The following is a 19,952-nucleotide window of genomic DNA, read 5'->3' as shown; positions in this document are numbered from 1 at the left end:
ATATTTTTTTATTGAATCTCTACACGTACGCGATACTCTCCATCTTCATCACATTCTTGTATGGAAGTAACATTCCCCATCGAATTCGCTTTTTTCTTTACCGCTTCTTTATACACCTCTTTGAGAACTTTATTGAGTACTTGTCTAGCCGCCAAACTCTCCTCCACCACAACTTGCAATATTTCTTTCTCTGCTTGCTCTAATCGTCCACCAATACGTTCGGTTAGCTCTTCCATCATATCGGAGTCAGCATCAATTTCGATACAACCACCTTTTGCCAAAGTTTTAATTTTACGTGACAGAGACTCTTCCTCCACGTAAATATCTAAATCTTTTTTCAGATTGGTCACATCTATTTCTAATTTTTGCTCCTGTGGGTCGATTTTATATACGACATTTTTTTTAGGCTCGATGTGTATTTTCCCATCAACTTCATTTCCACCGACTTTCTTGAGTTCATTGGTTAAAATTTCCTGCATACTCTCTTTATCGAGGATGGGAAGTAAATCAATGTCCAGTATTACATTTTGATCTTCGTGAAGATTCATATGCATGCCTGCGACTTTAATGCGATATGCGCGACTCATTTATTTTCTCCTAACAGATTTATAGATCCTAAAGATTTCTTCATCTCTTTTAAACCACTAATGTTTTTAAACAACTGCCATTCTCGTTCGTTTTTCTGTAGAAAATCACTATCGTCGTACCCGATAATTCCTTCATTACACCAATATTCATAAGCCTTAGTGACCACTTCGATGTCCAAGTGAGTTTCCATATCTTGAAGCCAAGTCCAGAATTTGCGATCGCGTAAATCCAAATCGTAACGATAACCGCTGTCCCAATAACCATCAGAGCTAGATTGCTGAACATCATCGAGAACTTTCCAGATTTTCCCATAGGAATTCGCCACTAACTCAATTAGTAAAAAGCGTAGCGGATAAACAATTTTTTTAAAGTTGTGTAAATAGGCACTGTGAGGAATGTGACGATAGGTAAAATTTTCTTTGCGCGTAATCATGAAGTAGGCAATAACTAACCAATGAGCATCATTGCTTAGTAACCACTCATCCGAGTAACAACTCCCCACTATTTGTGGAACAACCATACTGATAAACATAGCATCCCAAGGATTGAGAGATTCCCATGACACTTGTTTTTTTGTATAGTACAGCCATAATGCATTGGCACCTTTTTGCGTAAAACAAAATTGAATATCCTGCCAAAACATCGGATCAGCAACGGTACATCGGTAAGTAGTATCGTCTTTACTGAAAAAAAATGTGCGCCACGAAAAGGTTTCGACAAGTCGGTGCAGTACAATTTTTTGCGCCATCTGCGAATAGTGATCTATAAATTCTTCGGTAAATTTCAATTGACTGGGTAACACCACACCATCGAAAATAGGTACTTTTTGTGGAGAAAGAGTATTTACACTTGCAATGTATCGTAAAAGTAGACGCTCGAGAATATATTTTTGCCTCACTGTAAATTTTCCTCTTGCGTTGAATGCTCCTCGTTGCGATTTCCACTGCTCTCAATTTGTTTTTCTTGTGGATGATCATCGAGACATATCATATCAATCTTACCATTGCGTACGTCGTTGGCAATTTTATCTCCAAAGAAATCTTCGACAACTTCCAGCAATTCGTCACGTAGAGAACCATCGCGAATTCCCTCATTAATTTCAAGCGCTGTCATACTTTGATCGTGAAAATCAACAACGATATTCGTCGCACCTGTTCGTTCATTAAACATAAAATCAAGTATATATTTTCTCATTATATTATTCCTGTGTCAAAAGGAGTACCATTTACAATAATTTCACCTTCTTTTAAGTGAAACTCCACTTCATTGCGATGCTGATCCCAGTCTCCCTGTAGGTGTTGGTAACGCTCCGTAACAAAATGTATGGTCTGATTTTCTGATCCAATCCATCTTCGTGTAGTCGGAGTATACTTTTGGATGAAAGGCCCTGCAACTACCAAATCACAAAGAGAAACAATTTCGGATAATAGAGGTTGCTTTTTTATATACTTCCAAGTATACCCCGAAAATAGCATAACGCTATGTTCACAAATACTGCGTAGATACTCCAGAAAACGTTTTGTCTCCTCGGGCTGCTGTAAGGGCTCTCCGCCAAGAAGTGTAATTCCTTCTACCTCGGATATTTGCGCACAATACTCCGCTAGTTTTTCAATTTCCCAATGTTTTCCACCACTATGAGGCAAAAATTCTTGATTGCAACACCCTGGACAATTCAAAGTACATCCCTGCACCCAAATCGCTGTTCGCAATCCAGGCCCCTCGACCTCCGTGCGCTCTACTATCTGTGCTATTCTCATTTTTCCCTCGTGATTTTTTTTCTACGAATTGGTGCCCTCACCATCGAATGAACAGTTGCAGCATAGCTGCAAACTGCTATTCTCATACCTCTCCCACGAGCGTCAGGGGTAGGCTTTTTGTAAAACATTTGATAAAAGGTGCTTGTAGTTAAAAACTGATATTGCTTCAAACTAAATTTTCCCGGGGTGTCATTCCTGCGAAAGCAGGAAACCAGCAATATAAATTCGACTTGAAAGCGCCTGGGTCCCTGGTCAAGCCAGGGATGACAACCTTGAGATTTGTTAGTGTAAAAGCTTTTATCTCTTTTATTTATCTGTATTTAATAAAAACCTACCCTTGTCAGCTCCCTGTGGGAGAGGCATGAGACTTGTTGCTTTCAGCGAAGCTGAAACCTACAAGGCGATGGTGAGGGCACCCATCTAAAAACGACCTATATTAATAATATGACATACCCGCTATTTTTTCTATTAAATCATCGATTACATCCGCCAGAAAAAAACAGCGATTACTCTTGGTGATGTTTTTTAATTCGGGAAAGACAAATTCAACTTTTTTATCCAATTTCAGATCTGGCATCTCTGGTCCGATATACCATTGCTGATATTTTTTCTTACTCTCTGTTACCTGTATGTTACTTCCCTGATAAATTTTGACGCGATTATGATAGTTTCCTTCTTCCAGATAGTGTTGTAGAAAAGAAATCGCCGATTGAATTTCCGAAGGCAAGTAACCCTGGAAGTACACATTCATCGTCATGATATCTTTAATAAATACGTGAAACAACTTTTCACAGAAAACCAGGACAAAAGCAAACAAGTCCGCTAAGTTGCGCTCGTGCTCCATTTCATGGTCGAGTACCAAAAACAAATGTCCTTGGCGACGAATACGGAATACAATTCCCTCTTCGCGTTTAAAATACATGAGTTCATTTTGCATGTACTTATAGTCGAAGTAGTCAATGGCTTCTTCCTCTTCAATATACGCCAGTTCAGAAGGGACAAGAGAGGCAAGGTCACCTTTGCGAGTGATTGCGTCATAACCACCTAAAGGTAGTGATTGTGGTTCACCAAATGTCGCGGCAACTTCATCATTTTCTTTAACGGGCGTTACCTCTCCTGCGACATTTTCCCGTAGTTGTCGTTGAGAATCCACCATCTTCAAAAACAAACTTCGTGCTGTGGGTGAGGCGAACAAGTGCGGATGCAAAATTTCAAATATATCATGTTCGTCAATTGACTGATTGTTCTTGACAAAATGTGAAATTGCTTGGTTATAGATCGTTTCCAACACATTAGAAAAATCATCATCGCTTTTTTCGTCGATAACCAATCCTTGTTCCGCATCGTTAATCGAAAACAAAATTTGTGGATGGTAAAAACTTCCCGCTTTTTCTGCAATGCGTTTAATCACCGCCAAACATTTTTTATGATTTTGTTCTTTGGTCATCAAAAATTCGCCCTCTAGTTGCGCAAACCCACGTCCACTTACGATGATGTTGATCAATTTGTCTTCAAGATTTTCTTCGCGAGGAAAATGCACACCAGCATTGCGGTGGGTCAATTTCCCGAGAATTTTCGCAATCAGTCCTGGAGGAAAAGCACAATAACCATGGTTGATTAGCTCGCGCCAAATTTCAATACTCCACGAATGCAGTTTGCGATAGCCAGAATAATGCAATGAAGTATGATACCAATTACTAACTTGATGGGGACTTAAAAATTGCATTACATGTCATCCAACAATACCGTGAGTCGTTTTTTGATTTTGCGAATATCTTTAAAATTGTTTCCACAGTAGCATAGTAAACGCATATCATCCAGAGTTACCTTACCACCATTAAATAGAAATGCCTGAGTAACGATTAATTTGTAAAGTTTGATTAATTTGCGGTCGGTAATTTCTACCCCAAGTTCGCTCTCTAGTGTATCAATGAGACTTTTAAACGACTTTGTCATCGTTTCGCTTCCCATCGAATATTCTTTTTTTACCATCTGAGGTAGGACATAACGCAAAACGTAATCATTGAGATGTTGAAAATCCTCTAGGGTACAATCTGATTTCCATGGTTTGCTATTTTCGCGTTTGCGACATTCAAACTCAATACCGTATTTTATCAATTCGTGAAAGTGATCATCTTTTACGGAAACGGTTTCCATTTTGAGAATAAAGCGGTCTTTTAACGCGTCAAATTCACTAAAGTCGGGAATTTCATTGCTTGCCGCAAATAGCATCACAAGAGGAACCTTTACCGGAAGTCCCTCCTCGTAATACTTGCGCTCGTTAATAATGGTTAGTAGCATGTTGAGAATAGCGGAATTGGCTTTAAAAATCTCATCGAGAAACGCAATTTTTGCTTCGGGAAGCAAACCGGTAGTTTTGCGAATGTATTTTCCCTTTTTAAGAGCGTTGATATCCACTGGTCCCATCACTTCACCCGGCTCGGTAAATTTCGTTAACATATATTCAAAATATTCATTTTGTTGCAAGCCAATACCTTCGCAAAAAAGAGAAACAAGCAACGACTTGGCCGTTCCTGGCCGTCCGACAAATAAAATAGGCTCTTGTGCAACTGTTGCGGTAATCATCATCTTTAATATTTCGTCGCGATCGAGAAAATACGAGCATAAATCATTGTAGTAACTGACCACTCTCTCTCGACACTCATTAATATCAGAAACATTTTTTTTGGTCATTTTACGTAGTCCATCCATTTTGAGAAATATAGTTGGCGTGGTTCATCCACAAACTTTTTTTACGTGCATAAAAGTTATATGCGCACACACTGTCGGGCAACTTGTGGTATACAATTCCCACCTGAAGAAAAGCCACTAATGTCAATAGCTCAGTCAAATAACTCGGATAAAAATCTATCCACTTCAATATCTTATCAAAGGCTTCGACAAAGATATCTTCGCGTTTTTGATAGGAAGACAAGAACAAACACAGTATGACATTTTCCATACCATCACAAAAATCGATTAAACTATAACCTGAGTTGGGGAGAGGCAAAATGCGCAACATTTCATCGAAAAATTCTCGCTCATTCATTTTCTTGTTGTACATCAAATGCAAACGGTAAATATCGCAATTCATGATAATGGTATTGAAATGTAAGTCGTCAAACTTGAAATCGTATATACACTGTTCAAAATCAGGCAATGGTCCATATTCCGTGATCAAATATAGTAGTTTACGCTGGTTTTTTGCATTGTCGAACGCGGTATATTTATAAGAAAATCTTTCTTTCCAATCTACTCCACCATTGGCATAGTCAATGTAAATATTCTCGATTTCCTTCATGGCTTCATCTTTAAAATTAAAGTTGAATATTGGACGGTAGACTTCCCCGGTAAAAATTTTTTCAAAACTTGTGTTTTTCAAGTCGCGAAGAGAAAGCTTTTCAAGCCATTGTTTGTAACAATCGTCCAAGTCATCGGTATTCACACCGCGATAATTTTGTAAGTACTGTAAAACTTCTTTCCAATCTTCAATCCACGTCGCAGGATCACCGTCTTCATTTTCATCTAAAATTGGTTTCCCAAAGTTGTTCTCAAGTATTAGGGCAAATTGTTTACGAATGACAATGCGCTGTTCTTCTTTTGCTGCCTTCAGTACCGATAAAAACTCTTCGGCTTTTTTCTTGATTGCCTTGAGTTCATCTTCTTCGATATAAGACGTTTGAGTGATTTTTTCTACCGATTTATCAAAATCATCAAAAATATGAAACTGGTAATCCGTTCCCGCGTAGCCAATACGCATGGCAGAAATAGCATTGTTGCGCACATCTTCATCGTTAAAACGATGTGCAAAGCACAATTGCAATGCATAATTCAATTCAGCACTATACATCTTGTGATCGCGTATTTTGGCCAAGAGTTTTCCATCGGCGTTGTTATTACTAAAAAGTTCGGGAATTTCAATATTCTTATCTGTACAGTGTTCTTGTAAATATCCAAGTAAAGCACCGTGATTATTGGAAATGATACACGCGGTCAAAAAAGAAATTACCGAGCACCTAGTATTTCCTAAAAGTAAACTGAGGTCTGAGCGTTGTCGCCACAAATCAGCGTTGGCCACATCATCCACCAAAGAGCTGTCAATCTCCTTGAGTTTTAAAATATTCTCTAGGCGCGTTTCCTCTGTCGCGGCTTTTTTCTTCGTACCTTTTTTCAAACTTTTCTTTGCCGCGCGCGCTACATCTTCCTTAATTTCAATACCTTTTTTCCTACCGGAATCTTTAATGACCACAATCGGGTTAGGAGTGACATCGTGAAAATTTAAATCCCAATTATTGGTAAAATTTTCAATACTGCGAATCGCTGTCTGTGCAGAGTACTGCAAGAAAAAATTCAAATCGCGCAACTCACTTGTTTTTAGATGCCACGTATACATTTCACCCGTTTCATCTTCGTCAAAACACAAATAGTCTCCTCCGCGCGAATTGTACATGTCGATTAAATTCTTTTCGGGAAGAGCCGGCATGAGTTCTTTGCCATTCGGAAAAAAAATGTATTTTTCGTACTTCACATAACCACGAAAGACATTTGCTAACTGACTTTTCAGTATACTATCGGCCAAACGCCCTTCCGAAAGTATAAAGATAAGGCCTTTGTCATCAAACCACGCCCGGAAACCAGCGAGTTGATTATAATGAACTTGTGAAATCACTTTTATCAATTTGCTGTGGTCTTCTACCTTCCACAACGAAGTAGAACTACGTTCGCGATTTACAAGACGCAACGGAACGGTGATTCTCTGCGATGTGTCTCCCACTAACTCAAGAAGACGCGTCTTTTGAACATCAATAATATTGTTTGCGGATCGCCACTGTACATTGTAGGTCTCAAAATCATCTTCACCGAGCAAAACAGTCAAACTTCCATGTAGATTTAGCTTTGTGGAATGAATTGCACGACGTTGTTTCCAGCCACGTTTAATATACAATTGCTCAATATCTTCACTCTCGTTGTAAATCTCGAAATTCCCAATATTCTCCGCAAGATGAAGACACCACAACGAGGGTTGAGTAATTTTTAATAAATAAAAACCTTTTTTTCCTTCGGGGGATACAAAAAAGATTTGCCCTTGTTGTAATTGAAAATGTTTGTGTATCACATGGTGAAACACTTCCACACTTTGCGTTTTAATGATAATTCGCTCTGTTATTTTCTGACCACGATCGCGTTCAAGAACAATTTTCTTCAACAAATCAGCCCATGTTACTTTACGCGTTTTTACTTGCGGAGTGCCTAGTTTCCACGGGAGTGATTCCAACAACTGCTCTTCTTTTTGTATTTGTGCTGACAAAGATAGCCACAAATTCCACGGGTATTCCGTTTCTTCCACAAAATACCCTTCCAGTTGTGGATATTCTTTACTAAACAGTTCTACAGCCAATGCATCATTTAGGTTGTCGATCTGTAAATACACTCGTTTTTTTAACATATCTAGCCTTTATTGTTGCAATACCTTCTCGAACTGATCTTTATCGAGAGTTCGCTCTTTTAACAAATTTTCACATAGTCGATCTAGTAAGCCTTTGTTTTCGGTCAAATAATCGGTAACTTCCTTGAGTATTTCAATCAAAATCGCATCGACTTGCGGAGAAATGACATTATAAAAATATGGATTGGCATTGCCACGTTCGTCTAAATAACTGCGCGGAACACCTAAATTTCCCATTCCATAACGTTTTACCATGTCTTCCGCAATAAACGTGGCACGAACTAAGTCTTGCGACGCTCCTGTTGAATATTCTCCAAAAACAATTTTCTCTGCACTGTAACCCCCCAGGCAAATAGAAATTTCCTGTCGCAAATTAGATTGGGTATACATATTCAGATCTTTGCGCTTTGCCTCGACCATTCCCAAAGCGTTCGTCAAACCGCTTTCAATGGTAATACGTTTAATTTCATCTACTCTGTCGTATTTGTGATACATAAGAGCATGCCCTATCTCGTGTATCGCGACGACTTTCTCTTCTTTTTCACTAAGTTTGTGTATTTTTGACTTTTTATTGAGCCACGAAATAAGATCTTTACCGGTGACGACTTCAATACCTTTGTTAATGAGATGGCGTTTTAGGTTACGCATAATCGCATTCAGGTGGTCTCCTGTATGCGGAGTAAAAGTCTCGGTTGGTCTTTCCGTCCAGTCAGCCAGATTGTCGAGATCCTTGTCATCGAGATTGGTCTGTAATTTCTCGTTGTACAAAGAGAGAATTGCACGGCGATCTTCCCACTTAGGATAACCAATTTCAATCTGGTACTCAAAACGACCAGGTCTTAGAAATGCTTCATCTAAACTCGTCACAAAGTTTGTCGTTCCGACAACAAAAATCAATTCTTCTTTGCGAAAACCATCTAATTCGGTTAAGAGTTGGTTGACCATGGAATGGTGTGCCTGAGAACCACCATCCGATTCACCGGAACGATGCGAAGCGATAGAATCAATTTCATCAAAAACAATGACAGAAGGTGCCGTGGAACGTGCCCGAGCAAAAAGGCGACGGATATTGGCCTCGCCTTGACCAACCCATTTTGATTTTAACTCTGGACCACTCACAATGTGAACGGTAGCGTTAATTGCTTCGGCAATACCTTTGGCAAAAAGTGTTTTCCCAGTTCCTGGAGGTCCTTGAAAAATAATTCCTTTGGGAATAATACCTTCTATTTTTTCAATTTCTTTTACATCACCACTTTTAAACGCTCTTTCCAGTAGCCCCAGAATGTTTTCGCGAATTTTCTTTTTTACATCACTATAACCTGCGATATCGCGTTCCAAGCAAATTCCGGAAAGGTTGGCATTTCCTGTTGCTGTATATTCACGTAGTTCGCGAAAGTATTCTTTACTCATCTCTGGCATATCCGCGTTGTAATCTGCTTTGCTATCAAAGATTTGCATAATCTGGCGTAATTTTACGGGATTTAATCCTGATATATACTTGTACAACTCCATTACATTTAGCTCTTTTTCTGCAAACTTTCGCGCTTCACTTCGCGTAATGAGTTTATGTAATTTATTGCGTGGAATACCAACGAGTTCTGTTTTTGCGGGAAAAGCCTGGGCAATAAGATCTGGTATGGGAAAATCGGGATCTTCGAAAGCGGCCAACACCAAAAAAGGATTCTCATGGATAATCGTCATAACTTCTTTGCCTTCCATCGACAAAGCACCATGAGCAATCGATGTAATTATATCCAAATAGGGTAACAAGAAAATTTTATCGGTTTCCGAAGAATAGACAATATCGCGAAAATGATTTACAATTTTAGTGATGCGACTTGTTTGCATTGCTTCGCTAGAATCACTGCGACCATCAATAATCGCAATTTGTTTTCCCTCCTTGGTCAACTTCTTTTTGATAATGAGCTGTAAGTAGGGAATAATTTGCTTTTCGCAACGAATTAGCACTGACATCCCATCTTTAAGTCGTGACCAGATAAAACGTACCTCATTGCTGTAGCAATATTCTACGGCCTGGTACATAGATACATTCTCTGGTAAATCATCTATTTTTATATGTAACATATCTTTACTTTCTGCTAGAATAAATAGCGGTTGTGTCGCATACAGAAAAGTTATGGGAATAATAACATGATACGCTTACTAACTATTGTTTTGCTTTTGCACTTTGTACACGCAGATACCACTCGTTTTCACATTCGCTCTGTAATTAACGTTACCAATAACTCTGTTGTACAAAACATCTATTTTTCAAAAGAAGTGTACGATAATATTGTATATGGTAAAAGAAAAAACTACACCAATTATACACAGTTTTCGCAGTTTTGTGCAAATCTGAATAGTATTTTTATTAATGACACACCGCTAAAGATTCGCCATCTCGAATACGAGTCCCATAATCTCTACACAAAAGCCGTTATCAAATACAATACTTCTACGATCGCGCAAAAAATAAAAGTGTTATGGCATATATTTCCAGATGACATTCTACCCACAAAGCGCAACAAATGGCAACTTTCCCAATTTGAACTGTCCAAAGATATGCTACAAAATTGGTCAAAAAAGTCGCCTGCAAACACAGAAGTGTATGTGGTTCTCCAAGTCTTACATGCACCACCATATGAAGAAAACTTAACCAAACGCAAAAAAACATTCATATACCACCCCAAATATAAGCAAAAACCACAAAAGATAAAAGTTGTTACACAACAAATATTTCATTCCGTCCCTGTTAAATGGTGTGTTTTTACGCTATTTTTACTGCTCGCGATCTCTTTGCGCCATAGACTTTTTTACCTAATCACAATTGGCATATTCATATTATGTCTGTCTTCATGGTCCTGGTATAAAATTCCCCTTCGTAGCTACACTGTGGAAAAACCGACAACTACAAAGTTCAAAAAACAAACTTTTCGCGCTCTCCTTTACAACATATACAACTCCTTTGCCTATGACGACAAACACGACGTGTACGATGCGCTCCATTTTAGCACAGGAGGTGACATGCTAGAAGAAATCTACCTCGAAGCACACCGCAGCTTGTTTCGCGATCCCCAGAATACTTTCCTAATACACAATGTTGCCATTCACGACGACTTTGTTATAGAATTAGATAGAAACTCCTTTCAAATCAAAGCAAAATGGCAAGTGACAGGATGGGCGATACACATGGGGCACAAACATCTGCGCACCAATGAATATGAAGCGGTGTACACCATAAAAAATATGAATGGCTTTTGGAAAATTGCCAAATGTACAGTTCTCAGGCAAATTCGTTTAGCATAATCAGGAAAGAAAAGTGAAATTACTCAAACAACGATACCACTTAGAAAAAGTAATTGGCCAGGGAGCAATGGGGCGTGTTTTTCTTGCACGAGATACACAAAGTCAACAACAAGTTGCCGTGAAAGAACACTTCATCAAACAAGGCCCCAATGAAAAGATGTACATAAAGCGTATTCAACGGGAGTTCAATTTTCTACGAAAAATCGATCATCCTTACGTTGTAAAAGCATTTGAATTATTCTACGAACACGGTCGCTATTTTATTGTTATGGAATACATTCCCGGGATCACCTTAGAGCAATTCTTATGCAAAGAATACCAGTCATTGTCTGTAGAAGAACAACTTGTCATTGCCATAAAAATCTGCGAAACCACGTCAGAAATCAATAAAAGCGGTATTGTACATCGCGATGTAAAACCAGCAAATGTCATCTTGCACCACGAGACCTACGAGCCATATATTATAGATCTTGGTATCGCCAAACAGGTAAACGATGAGCTTTCTGCCCTAACCAAAGCAGGGGACATAGTGGGAACACCGGAGTATTTGAGCCCCGAATCCGTTGTCGGCGAAACATACCCGAGCAGTGATGTATTCTCTGTAGGAACGATTCTCTACCAATTTTTTTCATGGCAAGAGCATTCTCCGTTTTTTGCTGGCAGCATGGTTTCTACCATCGATAAAATTGTGAACAAAGATTTACTTCCTCTACACGAGGCATACCCAAATAGCGATCCTGTGTACTACAAAATCTCGATGGTACTCGCAAAAAGCCTACAAAAAGATCACCTGCGAAGAATTTCTTCTCTAGCGGAGTTTGCATCTCTTTTGCGCAAATGCCAATACCAAGAAAAACCGGTACAAAAAAACGTACGTTGGATTGCCGTAGCGCTCATCATCGCAACGCTCGTGATCACCACTGCTTACATGGTCTTTTCTCCTACGGAAAAACAGCTTATTGAAACTTACAAACAAAAAGCCCATGAGTATACGTTACAAAAAAAATACAACTTAGCCATTGATTACTACAGCAGAGCCCTTCGCGTTTCGAGTGAAGCGCAAGTTTACTTCCAGCGTGGATGCGTTTACCAACTTCAAGCAAAACCCAATAAAGCCATAAATGATTTTGGTCGCGCTCTACAAAAAAATCGCGAAATGTTCAAAGCATACTTCCACCGTGCGCAAATATACAATGAACAGAAAAAATACGACCTAGCGACTAGCGATTTAAATCTAGCCACACGCTACAATCGCAAATTCTTTGCCGCTTACTGGCTACGTGCCTCTATATATGAGCGGCAACAAAAGTACAAACTGGCAATGGATGAGTACACGACGATTATCGAATTCCAACCGCAAAATGCCGCGGCCTACAAAGAACGTGGCCTTTTACATTTAAAACAAGAGCAATACGACTACGCCATTGCTGACTTACAAACTTGCATAGAAAAAGCTCCTAAGTACAAGAAACTTTTATCACTCGAAATTGCCAAAGCGAAAGATAAAGCCAAAACTCAAAAAAGCCCTCGCGTCAATTTAGAACAAGCCACCAACTATGTGACAGAAGGCTTACAGTATGAAAAGAAACATCAATATGACTTAGCGGTGGGTAGTTACACAAAAGCCATCGAAGTCAATGCAGAGAACTTAGCCGCATACTCCAATCGCGGTCTTCTTTACATCAAAATGCGTAAATATGACTTGGCGGTCGCTGACTTCTCTGCCATATTAAAACGCGATGACAAACAAGTATTAGTGTATATGGACCGCGGAGTAGCGTACGAAGGTTTAAAAAATTTTCCCCTCGCCATAAAAGACTACACCAAGGTAATCGAAATCAGCCCCAAGGAAATTTTTGGTTATGTACAACGCGGTACTTTGTATGCGCAACTAAAAAAGTATAGTAAAGCCATCTACGATTTTACACAAGTACTCAACATCATTCCCTATCATCCAATGGCCTTTTATCACCGAGGCATGGCCTATTACGATCAACAAAAATATCAACTGGCCATCGAAGACTTTAACAGTGCCATCTCTGTAAAGCCAAGCTACCGAAAAGCGTATCTCGCACGTGCGGATGCTTATAACGCTTTGGGCAAATATTATTTGGCGATCAACAATTATAATATCTTATTGCGTGCAACGCCCAACAATGCCAAAGTTCTCAGACTGCGCGGCACTGCTTATGCCAAAAACAAAGAACATAACCTTGCGATAGAGGACTTCACTCGCGGTATAGTTCTTGCTCCCAATATCCTTTTATACCAATCACGAGCATATAGTTATGTTCATCTCCACCAGTACGACAAAGCGCTACAAGACTTACAAACAGCAATAAAAATCAATGCAAACGACGCTTACTCGTATTACACACGTGGATTTATACATGAACGTAGAGGTCATTATCGTTCCGCGGTGACCGATTACAAAAAAGCTTTTACACTAGATGACACATATGTGGATGTATATTTCCGTTTAGCAAAAGTTTACGAAATACACAACAAGTACGCGACAGCTATGCGCTTTTGGAAAAAATGCCACAGTCTACAACCCGACGCGGGATGGGAAAAAAATATAGAATTATGTCAACAAACCATTGCCGGTACACATCAGCACAAAATGTATCCCAGTTTACAAAAAGCCATCACCGCTTTTTACGATGAAAAAAGCAAATGGGCCGGTATCTACTACATCGCTTCTATCGAAAAAATGGAAACAGAGTGGCAACAAACCACAGTGACAAAAGTAAATGTACGCTACAAATATCAATTGATAAAACCACATAAAACATACAAAAAAATAGGATTCGACCAACGTTTTTTCATTGTAAAAAAAATGGACAACCGTTTTGTGGTTACTGAAATGGGAGATGCTAATTCCGCCTACTTTAAGTAAAGGATCAACATGGAAAAAAAAATTCGTAACTTATGGAAACATGTCATCCCGCAACAACAATTCGAAAGTACAGAAACAAAAGCCACCTACAAATCCCTATCCTTAGCGGAAAATGTGACCATACTAGACGATGAAGAAGCTGCCACGATCATTGAACGCGCAGAGCAAAAAGACGACAGCGATGCCGCAACTGTTTTAAATGGCACTATTATCGAAAACAATACCACACAAGTACCGGTGAATTTACACAAATCCCATCATGTTATTTTAGATGAAATTGCCCGCGGTGGAATGGGCGCTGTATACCACGGAAATCAAATGTGTCTTAACCGCGATGTGGCGATTAAAAAGATGTTGGCCACCAACGAAGAAACATCTTCGCGCTTTATTTCCGAAGCTCTCGTCACCGCGTTTCTCGACCATCCCAACATCGTCCCCATATACGAGCTTAGTAAAAATGAGAGCGAAGAAATCATCCTTGCCATGAAGCTTGTGGGGGGAAACACCTGGAGTGACTTACTCGAAAGTAAAGATTTTGACGATCATTTACAAATACTGTTAAGTGTATGCAATGCTGTCGCCTATGCACATAGTAAAGGAATCATTCACTGTGATTTAAAACCAGCAAATATTATGATTGGTGAGTTCGGTGAAGTACTGGTGATGGATTGGGGAATTGCGGTAGACATCTCCCCTGGCGAAGTCAAACGCGGCATTCCTCAAAAAGATGTTCATCGCCCTATGGGAACCCCCTGCTATATGCCGGCGGAGCTTGCTGAAGGACGCGGAGAGGATATTGGGCCTTGGACAGATGTCTATTTGTTAGGAGGTATCCTCTATAAACTCCTCACCAAAAAACCTCCTCATCAAGGACAGACCATTTTAGAGGTATTGCGCAGCGCATGTACAGGTTGCGAATTGGATTTCGCCACGGACACACCTTTAGAAATACAAGAAATTTGCCGCAAAGCATTGGCGCTTTCTCCACAAGAGCGCTACCAAACCACAGCAGAATTCAACAATGACTTGCGCAGCTTTATCAAACACCGCGAAAGTATTCTCATCGCAAATCAGGCACATACAAAATTCACACTATGTGTTTCAAATTCCGAAGCAAAGAATATCTACGAAGAGGTTACCACTTGTATTTCGGGTTTTCAACAAGCTTTGGAGCTATGGGCCGACAATTTACAGGCAAAAACTTGGCGACACGATGCCCGCATTTTTTATGCACAAACCGCTCTACGAAACTAAGATTTAGGACTTGCCCAAGTACAGGCACAAAAAATACAAGGTGGTGAACAAAAACAACAAATTCTCGCGCAAGTAGAACTCGCGATCCGCCAAAAACAATCCGTGGAACACCGCGCGCGCATCACTAGATACTCTCTCATTGCCAGTGTCGTAGCCATCATCATTCTCGGTGTCACCTCGTATTTTAAAATCATGCATGAAAAGTCCGTAGCGATTAAAAATGAACAAATTGCTATAGAGCAACAACACATCGCCGAAACCCAACGCGAAAATGCGGAAAGACTGCGCCAAGAAAAAGAGCGCGACGCAACAAACATTCGCGGTCACATGGCCCAAATATCCTTACGTAAAGCCTCAGACGTTATCCAGCAAAGTCCTTTACACAATCGCCAATATGCACAAATGGCGACCTATGCCGGTGCGGCGGCGAAATTTATCGAAAACATCGATATGGAAATCGCGCAACAACTGCAAATTCCCATTGGGAATATAAAAAAACAAATAAAGAGTAAGATTTCTACAGCTTTGCTAGAGCATTCTTTGCTATGGAAAACAATGGGAGTAAAAAATATTTTTCGTAATAAAGGGGCACAAATCTGTTGGAGTGTAGACGGTAAATTTATTGCAACAGCCCACAATCACAATATCGTATTGTGGAATGTACATGGTGAAAATCTACGGACCTGGACCACCACAGATCACATTCGTCACATACGATTTTCCAGTGATGGTAAATACCTCTTCGCCGCCGTAAACCAAAATATCAAAGTATACGATTTAGAAACAACACATAACGACACACTAAGTGGCCACGATGCGCCCATAAACGCATTAGAATTCTATGGAGAACTTTTGGTATCCGCTTGCGCCAACGGCGAAATCCATTTGTGGGATGTTACCGCCAGAAAAAATATACAAAGAATCAAATACTCACAACCCATCACCCACATTGCACCATGCCGTAGCGTAGAAAAAATCGCCTTTGCTACCCGAGAAAACATGGGGATTTTCGATGTGGCAAAAAAATCTTTTGTTGCCATAGTAGGCGATGATCACATACCTTACACCGCCTTAGCGTTCTCTGTCGATGGCAAATTTATCGCTTCGGCCTCATCAGACAATATCATTAAGATTTGGGATGAACAGTTAAAGAGCGTTCACCAAAATTTCGCAGGACACACCGCAACAATTCACCAACTGTTATTTAAAAATAACGAAGCACTGTTGTCTGCTTCTGATGATGCGTTGATAAAAACGTGGAACCTAACAACAAAAAGCTCTACTTCCGTAAAACACTCTCAACCAGTAAAACGCATCGCCATCGCCAATGACTTGCTATGCGCCATCGATAACAGAGGCCACGCAATACTATGGAAAAATAGTGAAAAAGTAAAAACCGGGCACGGTTTTTATGATGGGTATCATAACTTGATATTTCGCAAAAACGTATTGTTCGTTGGAAAAAACAATAAAATCAACATTTACAATACCCACAACGCCAAAAAAATTCATGAGTTGCAAACAAAAGGTCATCAAATAGATGTCAGTAGCGATGGGAAGATACTGGCCATCGCCATAGAAGACAAAATCCATTTGTGGCACACCAGCGACAAAAAATACATAGGTAAACTTACTATTGGGCAAAATTTTCATTCTATGAACTTCCAACCACAAAAAAACGTCATTGCCGTATGCATAGACAACGATATCCAGTTGTGGAATTTACAAACGCAAAAAATACAAACCGTGGTTCAGCGCGAACAAGGTGTCCAGTCACTGCATTTTTCGAACAGTGGTGGAAAAATCATCATTACTCACGGAGACATATCGATAGAAGTATGGGATATCAGTCAAGGACAAAGTGTTTACAATGGTCAAAGCGTACAAAGCGACGGCACAAGATGTTTGTATCAATTTGATGCCGAAAGCATTGTTGAGGACGCTGTCTTTAGTGCGGATGAAAACCTTGTCGCTCTTAGAACGCACAGTGGAGAAATTCACATTTATAAACACACAGCACAACAGTGGAAAATGTGTTCAACGGTTGTCAACAAGGCAAAGTCATACGGAGAAGTCGTTTTTCATCCGCAAAACAATGAAATTTTATGTACGAGTAACAACGACGGTATTTATATTTTTCATTTGCAACTTGCCGCGCAAACTCCTCATCGGATTGTACAATTTATTGAGCTAGAAAATTCTGCGACATACCGTTTTGCGCAACACGGCAAAACATTGGCAACGATGACGAAAAATGATATCCGGTTGTGGCAAGTAAAAAATAGCGATAGTACATTTAACGGACGCGGTGTCACAACCAGTGCCGATGGACGTTTCGTTGCCTGGATACAGGGAATGAATTCCATTATCATCTACGACACCCAAACACATAAAAAGTGGTCCCTCCCGGAAAGACATCTCGAAAGTGTTTTGCAATTAACCTTTCAACCACAGACCAATATTCTCGCATCTACAGACGCCGAGAGTATTATATTTTTACACAAAATTACCGACACACAGGTCATCATCAACGAGACAAACATGATTGGCTCTTACCTCTTCTTTAACCACGACGGGTCTAGAGCAATCACCTTAGACATGCACCAAGAACTCGTTTATATGTGGGACCCGCGAAACGGAAAACCACTCTATGACATTGAGCATGACGACTTCGCTGCCAATGCCATTTTTAGCGACGATGGCAAACATTTTGCCACAGACAACGGCTACGATATATTTATATGGTTCACAGACACAGGAGAGCAAAAAACAACGCTGCGCGGTAGTGTAAAAAAATTCCTATCTTTAAACGACACGGTAATTGCCTACAGCGATTATCAGGGAAACATTGTCCACTACAATCTCGAAACCGCGAAATCAACCAAAACACCACAAAAAAAGACTTTCTCATACAAAAATAGTGTGGTGAGTTTAGAAGACGAAGTGCTGTATGTGAATAGGGAAGGCAAAAAAGACGCGGTCAAAAAGATTTTGGGCAAAGTAGATTACTTGCGCTGCACAGACGAAATGGTCTTTGCCCAGAAAGGTTCGGTTATTGAACTTATCCATATCGACAAGACAAAAAAAATTGTTTTTGGTAAGAAGACATCGTCGGGTTTTACCTGGAACCCAACGATACGCAAATGGATTTTCCACGTAGATGAAAGAAATTTATTACATGCAATGGAAGGTTTTTTTGCGCAAAAAATGATGCCGTCGTTGTCGCTACAAAAATTTTCTCCGCCGTTGTATTTGTGGAGTAATGGAAAGTTTTAATTGATGACGATTATGTATTCTGCTATAGTAATAACATAACATAACATAACATAGCATCGAGGAGTGCAGTGCATGAAATTTATTTTAACAATATTGGTTTTGTTTTCATTGTTAGCTGTAACTCAAGCAGCAACCATTTCCTTTACTGACCAAGCAACTTTTTTAAGTAATCTCAACTCGTTTGAGACACATAACTTTGATAACTTTGCAGCCAATCCATTCAACAGTGGTTCTCCCCTTACAAATGAAATTCCTGGAATTACCTTTGAAAACGCCCGTGTTACAATTGGTGGAAACGGCGGAACATCGCAATCGCCACCGAATGTCCTAGTCAATGCAGATTTAGTAAATCCCATCGTTATCAATTTTGATAACGCTGTGAACGGCGTCGGGCTTTTCAATACGAGTCTTGGAGACGCAGAGAGATTTGAAGTATTTGATGCACAAAATAACCTACTGGGTAGTTTAGACTTACCGGATCAAGTGATAAACTTTGGCGGTTTTATCTCGGATGAAGGAATCAAAAGAGCGGTAATCACACCCATTGCACCAACAAATGGTAGTATTTTTATCGATACACTAACCGTGAGCACCACCGTTCCAGAGCCAAGTACGTACATCACTATGCTTTTTGGTTTGGCACTGTTTTTTGGTATGAAACGCAAAAAATAGGTTTAAGAATAAATATAAAGAACACCACATTTGTTTAGCGTGGTGTTTTTTATTTGCGAACAGCTGTACAAAATGGTGTTTTAGCGTTGCGTAATTTTCGATAAAATAATAATGATAAACACACAAGTAAGAAATACATCGACGGCTCGGGAACGGAATTCGCGACCGTAATGACGCGAATTTGCTCGGCATTGTTGCCATTTGCCGTTCCAAGAGTGTCGAGGTCTAAAACAAAACGATCGGCACTCACTGTTAAGGTATCATTGATCCCACCACCATCAAATATCCCACGAAAACCCGGAGCAGGTGCGTCGTATATACTTGCAGGGTCGCCAATGACCGCATCGGTGTTGTTTAAACTGGCAGCGGTTGTGATAAGTCCAATAATTGGGTTGCTAAAAACAATACTGCCCGCGTTGTTGTGTGTCAATGCCACAAATGGGTCCATGTGAATCAAAAATACATCGACCTCTGTGCCTGCGGCAATAACACCCGGCTCATTCGCAGAATTAAAAGTTCCAGTTGCTGTTGTATCCACATTTAAATCTTGGCCTAGAACGAAATCTTCTCGCTCTTGAAAAACAAAGATTTGATCATCGCTTTGGGTTTGGTTTTGCGAAAAGTTTTGTGGTCCTGCTATTTCGACTAAATCGGCATTTCCATCAATGAGCGTGATTACCTCCGCCATGATAGACCATGACGCAAATAAAAAAATAAGTAGTATACATCCCTTTTTCATAACATCCCTTTTTTG

14 protein-coding genes are annotated in these 19,952 nt (G+C 39.9%); 5 read left to right on the top strand and 9 right to left on the bottom strand.

Translation table 11 applies throughout. The features are described from left to right. Positions 1-8: 8 nt before the first annotated feature. The 8 genes from UABAM_RS20470 to UABAM_RS20435 form a co-directional block, all read right to left on the bottom strand. Entirely contained in the window at positions 9-587 is a 579-nt protein-coding gene (locus UABAM_RS20470; RefSeq protein ID WP_151969859.1) for a hypothetical protein, read from the bottom strand. Beyond that, positions 584-1,486, bottom strand: a complete 903-nt coding sequence (locus tag UABAM_RS20465) for a hypothetical protein (RefSeq protein WP_151969858.1) — start codon at positions 1,484-1,486, stop codon at positions 584-586. Before UABAM_RS20465 ends, UABAM_RS20470 begins: the two co-directional genes overlap by 4 nt. Then, entirely contained in the window at positions 1,483-1,782 is a 300-nt protein-coding gene (locus UABAM_RS20460; RefSeq protein WP_151969857.1) for a hypothetical protein, read from the bottom strand. The genes UABAM_RS20465 and UABAM_RS20460 overlap by 4 nt, the downstream gene beginning before the upstream one ends. Continuing rightward, entirely contained in the window at positions 1,782-2,345 is a 564-nt protein-coding gene (locus tag UABAM_RS20455; protein WP_151969856.1) for a 4Fe-4S single cluster domain-containing protein, read from the bottom strand. The genes UABAM_RS20460 and UABAM_RS20455 overlap by 1 nt, the downstream gene beginning before the upstream one ends. Positions 2,346-2,781: 436 nt before the next feature. Continuing rightward, positions 2,782-4,071 carry a hypothetical protein gene (locus UABAM_RS20450; RefSeq protein ID WP_151969855.1) on the bottom strand — a complete coding sequence of 430 codons (1,290 nt, stop codon included), beginning with the start codon at positions 4,069-4,071 and terminating at the stop codon, positions 2,782-2,784. Continuing rightward, complete coding sequence (locus UABAM_RS20445; RefSeq protein WP_173013454.1) at positions 4,071-5,039, bottom strand: AAA family ATPase; 969 nt, start codon at positions 5,037-5,039, stop codon at positions 4,071-4,073. Before UABAM_RS20445 ends, UABAM_RS20450 begins: the two co-directional genes overlap by 1 nt. 1 nt (position 5,040) lies before the next feature. Further along, on the bottom strand, positions 5,041-7,791 hold the full coding sequence (locus tag UABAM_RS20440) for a hypothetical protein (protein WP_151969853.1): 2,751 nt from the start codon (positions 7,789-7,791) through the stop codon (positions 5,041-5,043). A gap of 9 nt (positions 7,792-7,800) precedes the next feature. Next, positions 7,801-9,876: an AAA family ATPase gene (locus UABAM_RS20435; RefSeq protein ID WP_151969852.1), complete on the bottom strand. Its 2,076-nt coding sequence runs from the start codon at positions 9,874-9,876 to the stop codon at positions 7,801-7,803. Positions 9,877-9,942: 66 nt separating this feature from the next. On the opposite strand from UABAM_RS20435, the gene UABAM_RS20430 reads away from it, so the two are divergent. The 5 genes from UABAM_RS20430 to UABAM_RS20410 all read left to right on the top strand — a co-directional run bounded on the left by UABAM_RS20430 (position 9,943) and on the right by UABAM_RS20410 (position 19,198). Then, positions 9,943-11,097 carry a hypothetical protein gene (locus UABAM_RS20430; RefSeq protein ID WP_151969851.1) on the top strand — a complete coding sequence of 385 codons (1,155 nt, stop codon included), beginning with the start codon at positions 9,943-9,945 and terminating at the stop codon, positions 11,095-11,097. Between the two features lie 13 nt (positions 11,098-11,110). Further along, entirely contained in the window at positions 11,111-13,996 is a 2,886-nt protein-coding gene (locus UABAM_RS20425) for a protein kinase domain-containing protein (RefSeq protein ID WP_151969850.1), read from the top strand. 9 nt (positions 13,997-14,005) lie between these two features. After that, positions 14,006-15,250, top strand: coding sequence for a serine/threonine protein kinase (locus UABAM_RS20420; protein ID WP_151969849.1), 1,245 nt, complete (start codon positions 14,006-14,008; stop codon positions 15,248-15,250). Between the two features lie 102 nt (positions 15,251-15,352). Further along, positions 15,353-18,526: a WD40 repeat domain-containing protein gene (locus UABAM_RS20415; protein ID WP_151969848.1), complete on the top strand. Its 3,174-nt coding sequence runs from the start codon at positions 15,353-15,355 to the stop codon at positions 18,524-18,526. Positions 18,527-18,598: 72 nt separating this feature from the next. After that, positions 18,599-19,198, top strand: a complete 600-nt coding sequence (locus UABAM_RS20410) for a PEP-CTERM sorting domain-containing protein (RefSeq protein ID WP_151969847.1) — start codon at positions 18,599-18,601, stop codon at positions 19,196-19,198. Between the two features lie 49 nt (positions 19,199-19,247). On the opposite strand, the gene UABAM_RS20405 is transcribed toward UABAM_RS20410, so the two are convergent. Beyond that, complete coding sequence (locus tag UABAM_RS20405) at positions 19,248-19,937, bottom strand: hypothetical protein (protein WP_151969846.1); 690 nt, start codon at positions 19,935-19,937, stop codon at positions 19,248-19,250. Between the last annotated feature and the right edge of the window lie 15 nt (positions 19,938-19,952).

Source organism: Candidatus Uabimicrobium amorphum (assembly GCF_009002475.1).
GTDB lineage: Bacteria > Planctomycetota > Uabimicrobiia > Uabimicrobiales > Uabimicrobiaceae > Uabimicrobium > Uabimicrobium amorphum.
This window is presented reverse-complemented; position numbering and strand designations above follow the sequence as displayed.

Excerpts from the sequence above, each read along its gene's own strand:
- UABAM_RS20410 (WP_151969847.1), top strand. The coding sequence starts at position 18,599 with ATGAAATTTATTTTAACAATATTGGTTTTGTTTTCATTGTTAGCTGTA.
- UABAM_RS20460 (WP_151969857.1), bottom strand. The coding sequence starts at position 1,782 with ATGAGAAAATATATACTTGATTTTATGTTTAATGAACGAACAGGTGCG.
- UABAM_RS20445 (WP_173013454.1), bottom strand. The coding sequence starts at position 5,039 with ATGACCAAAAAAAATGTTTCTGATATTAATGAGTGTCGAGAGAGAGTG.
- UABAM_RS20405 (WP_151969846.1), bottom strand. The coding sequence starts at position 19,937 with ATGAAAAAGGGATGTATACTACTTATTTTTTTATTTGCGTCATGGTCT.
- UABAM_RS20435 (WP_151969852.1), bottom strand. The coding sequence starts at position 9,876 with ATGTTACATATAAAAATAGATGATTTACCAGAGAATGTATCTATGTAC.
- UABAM_RS20440 (WP_151969853.1), bottom strand. The coding sequence starts at position 7,791 with ATGTTAAAAAAACGAGTGTATTTACAGATCGACAACCTAAATGATGCA.
- UABAM_RS20450 (WP_151969855.1), bottom strand. The coding sequence starts at position 4,071 with ATGCAATTTTTAAGTCCCCATCAAGTTAGTAATTGGTATCATACTTCA.
- UABAM_RS20470 (WP_151969859.1), bottom strand. The coding sequence starts at position 587 with ATGAGTCGCGCATATCGCATTAAAGTCGCAGGCATGCATATGAATCTT.
- UABAM_RS20430 (WP_151969851.1), top strand. The coding sequence starts at position 9,943 with ATGATACGCTTACTAACTATTGTTTTGCTTTTGCACTTTGTACACGCA.
- UABAM_RS20420 (WP_151969849.1), top strand. The coding sequence starts at position 14,006 with ATGGAAAAAAAAATTCGTAACTTATGGAAACATGTCATCCCGCAACAA.
- UABAM_RS20455 (WP_151969856.1), bottom strand. The coding sequence starts at position 2,345 with ATGAGAATAGCACAGATAGTAGAGCGCACGGAGGTCGAGGGGCCTGGA.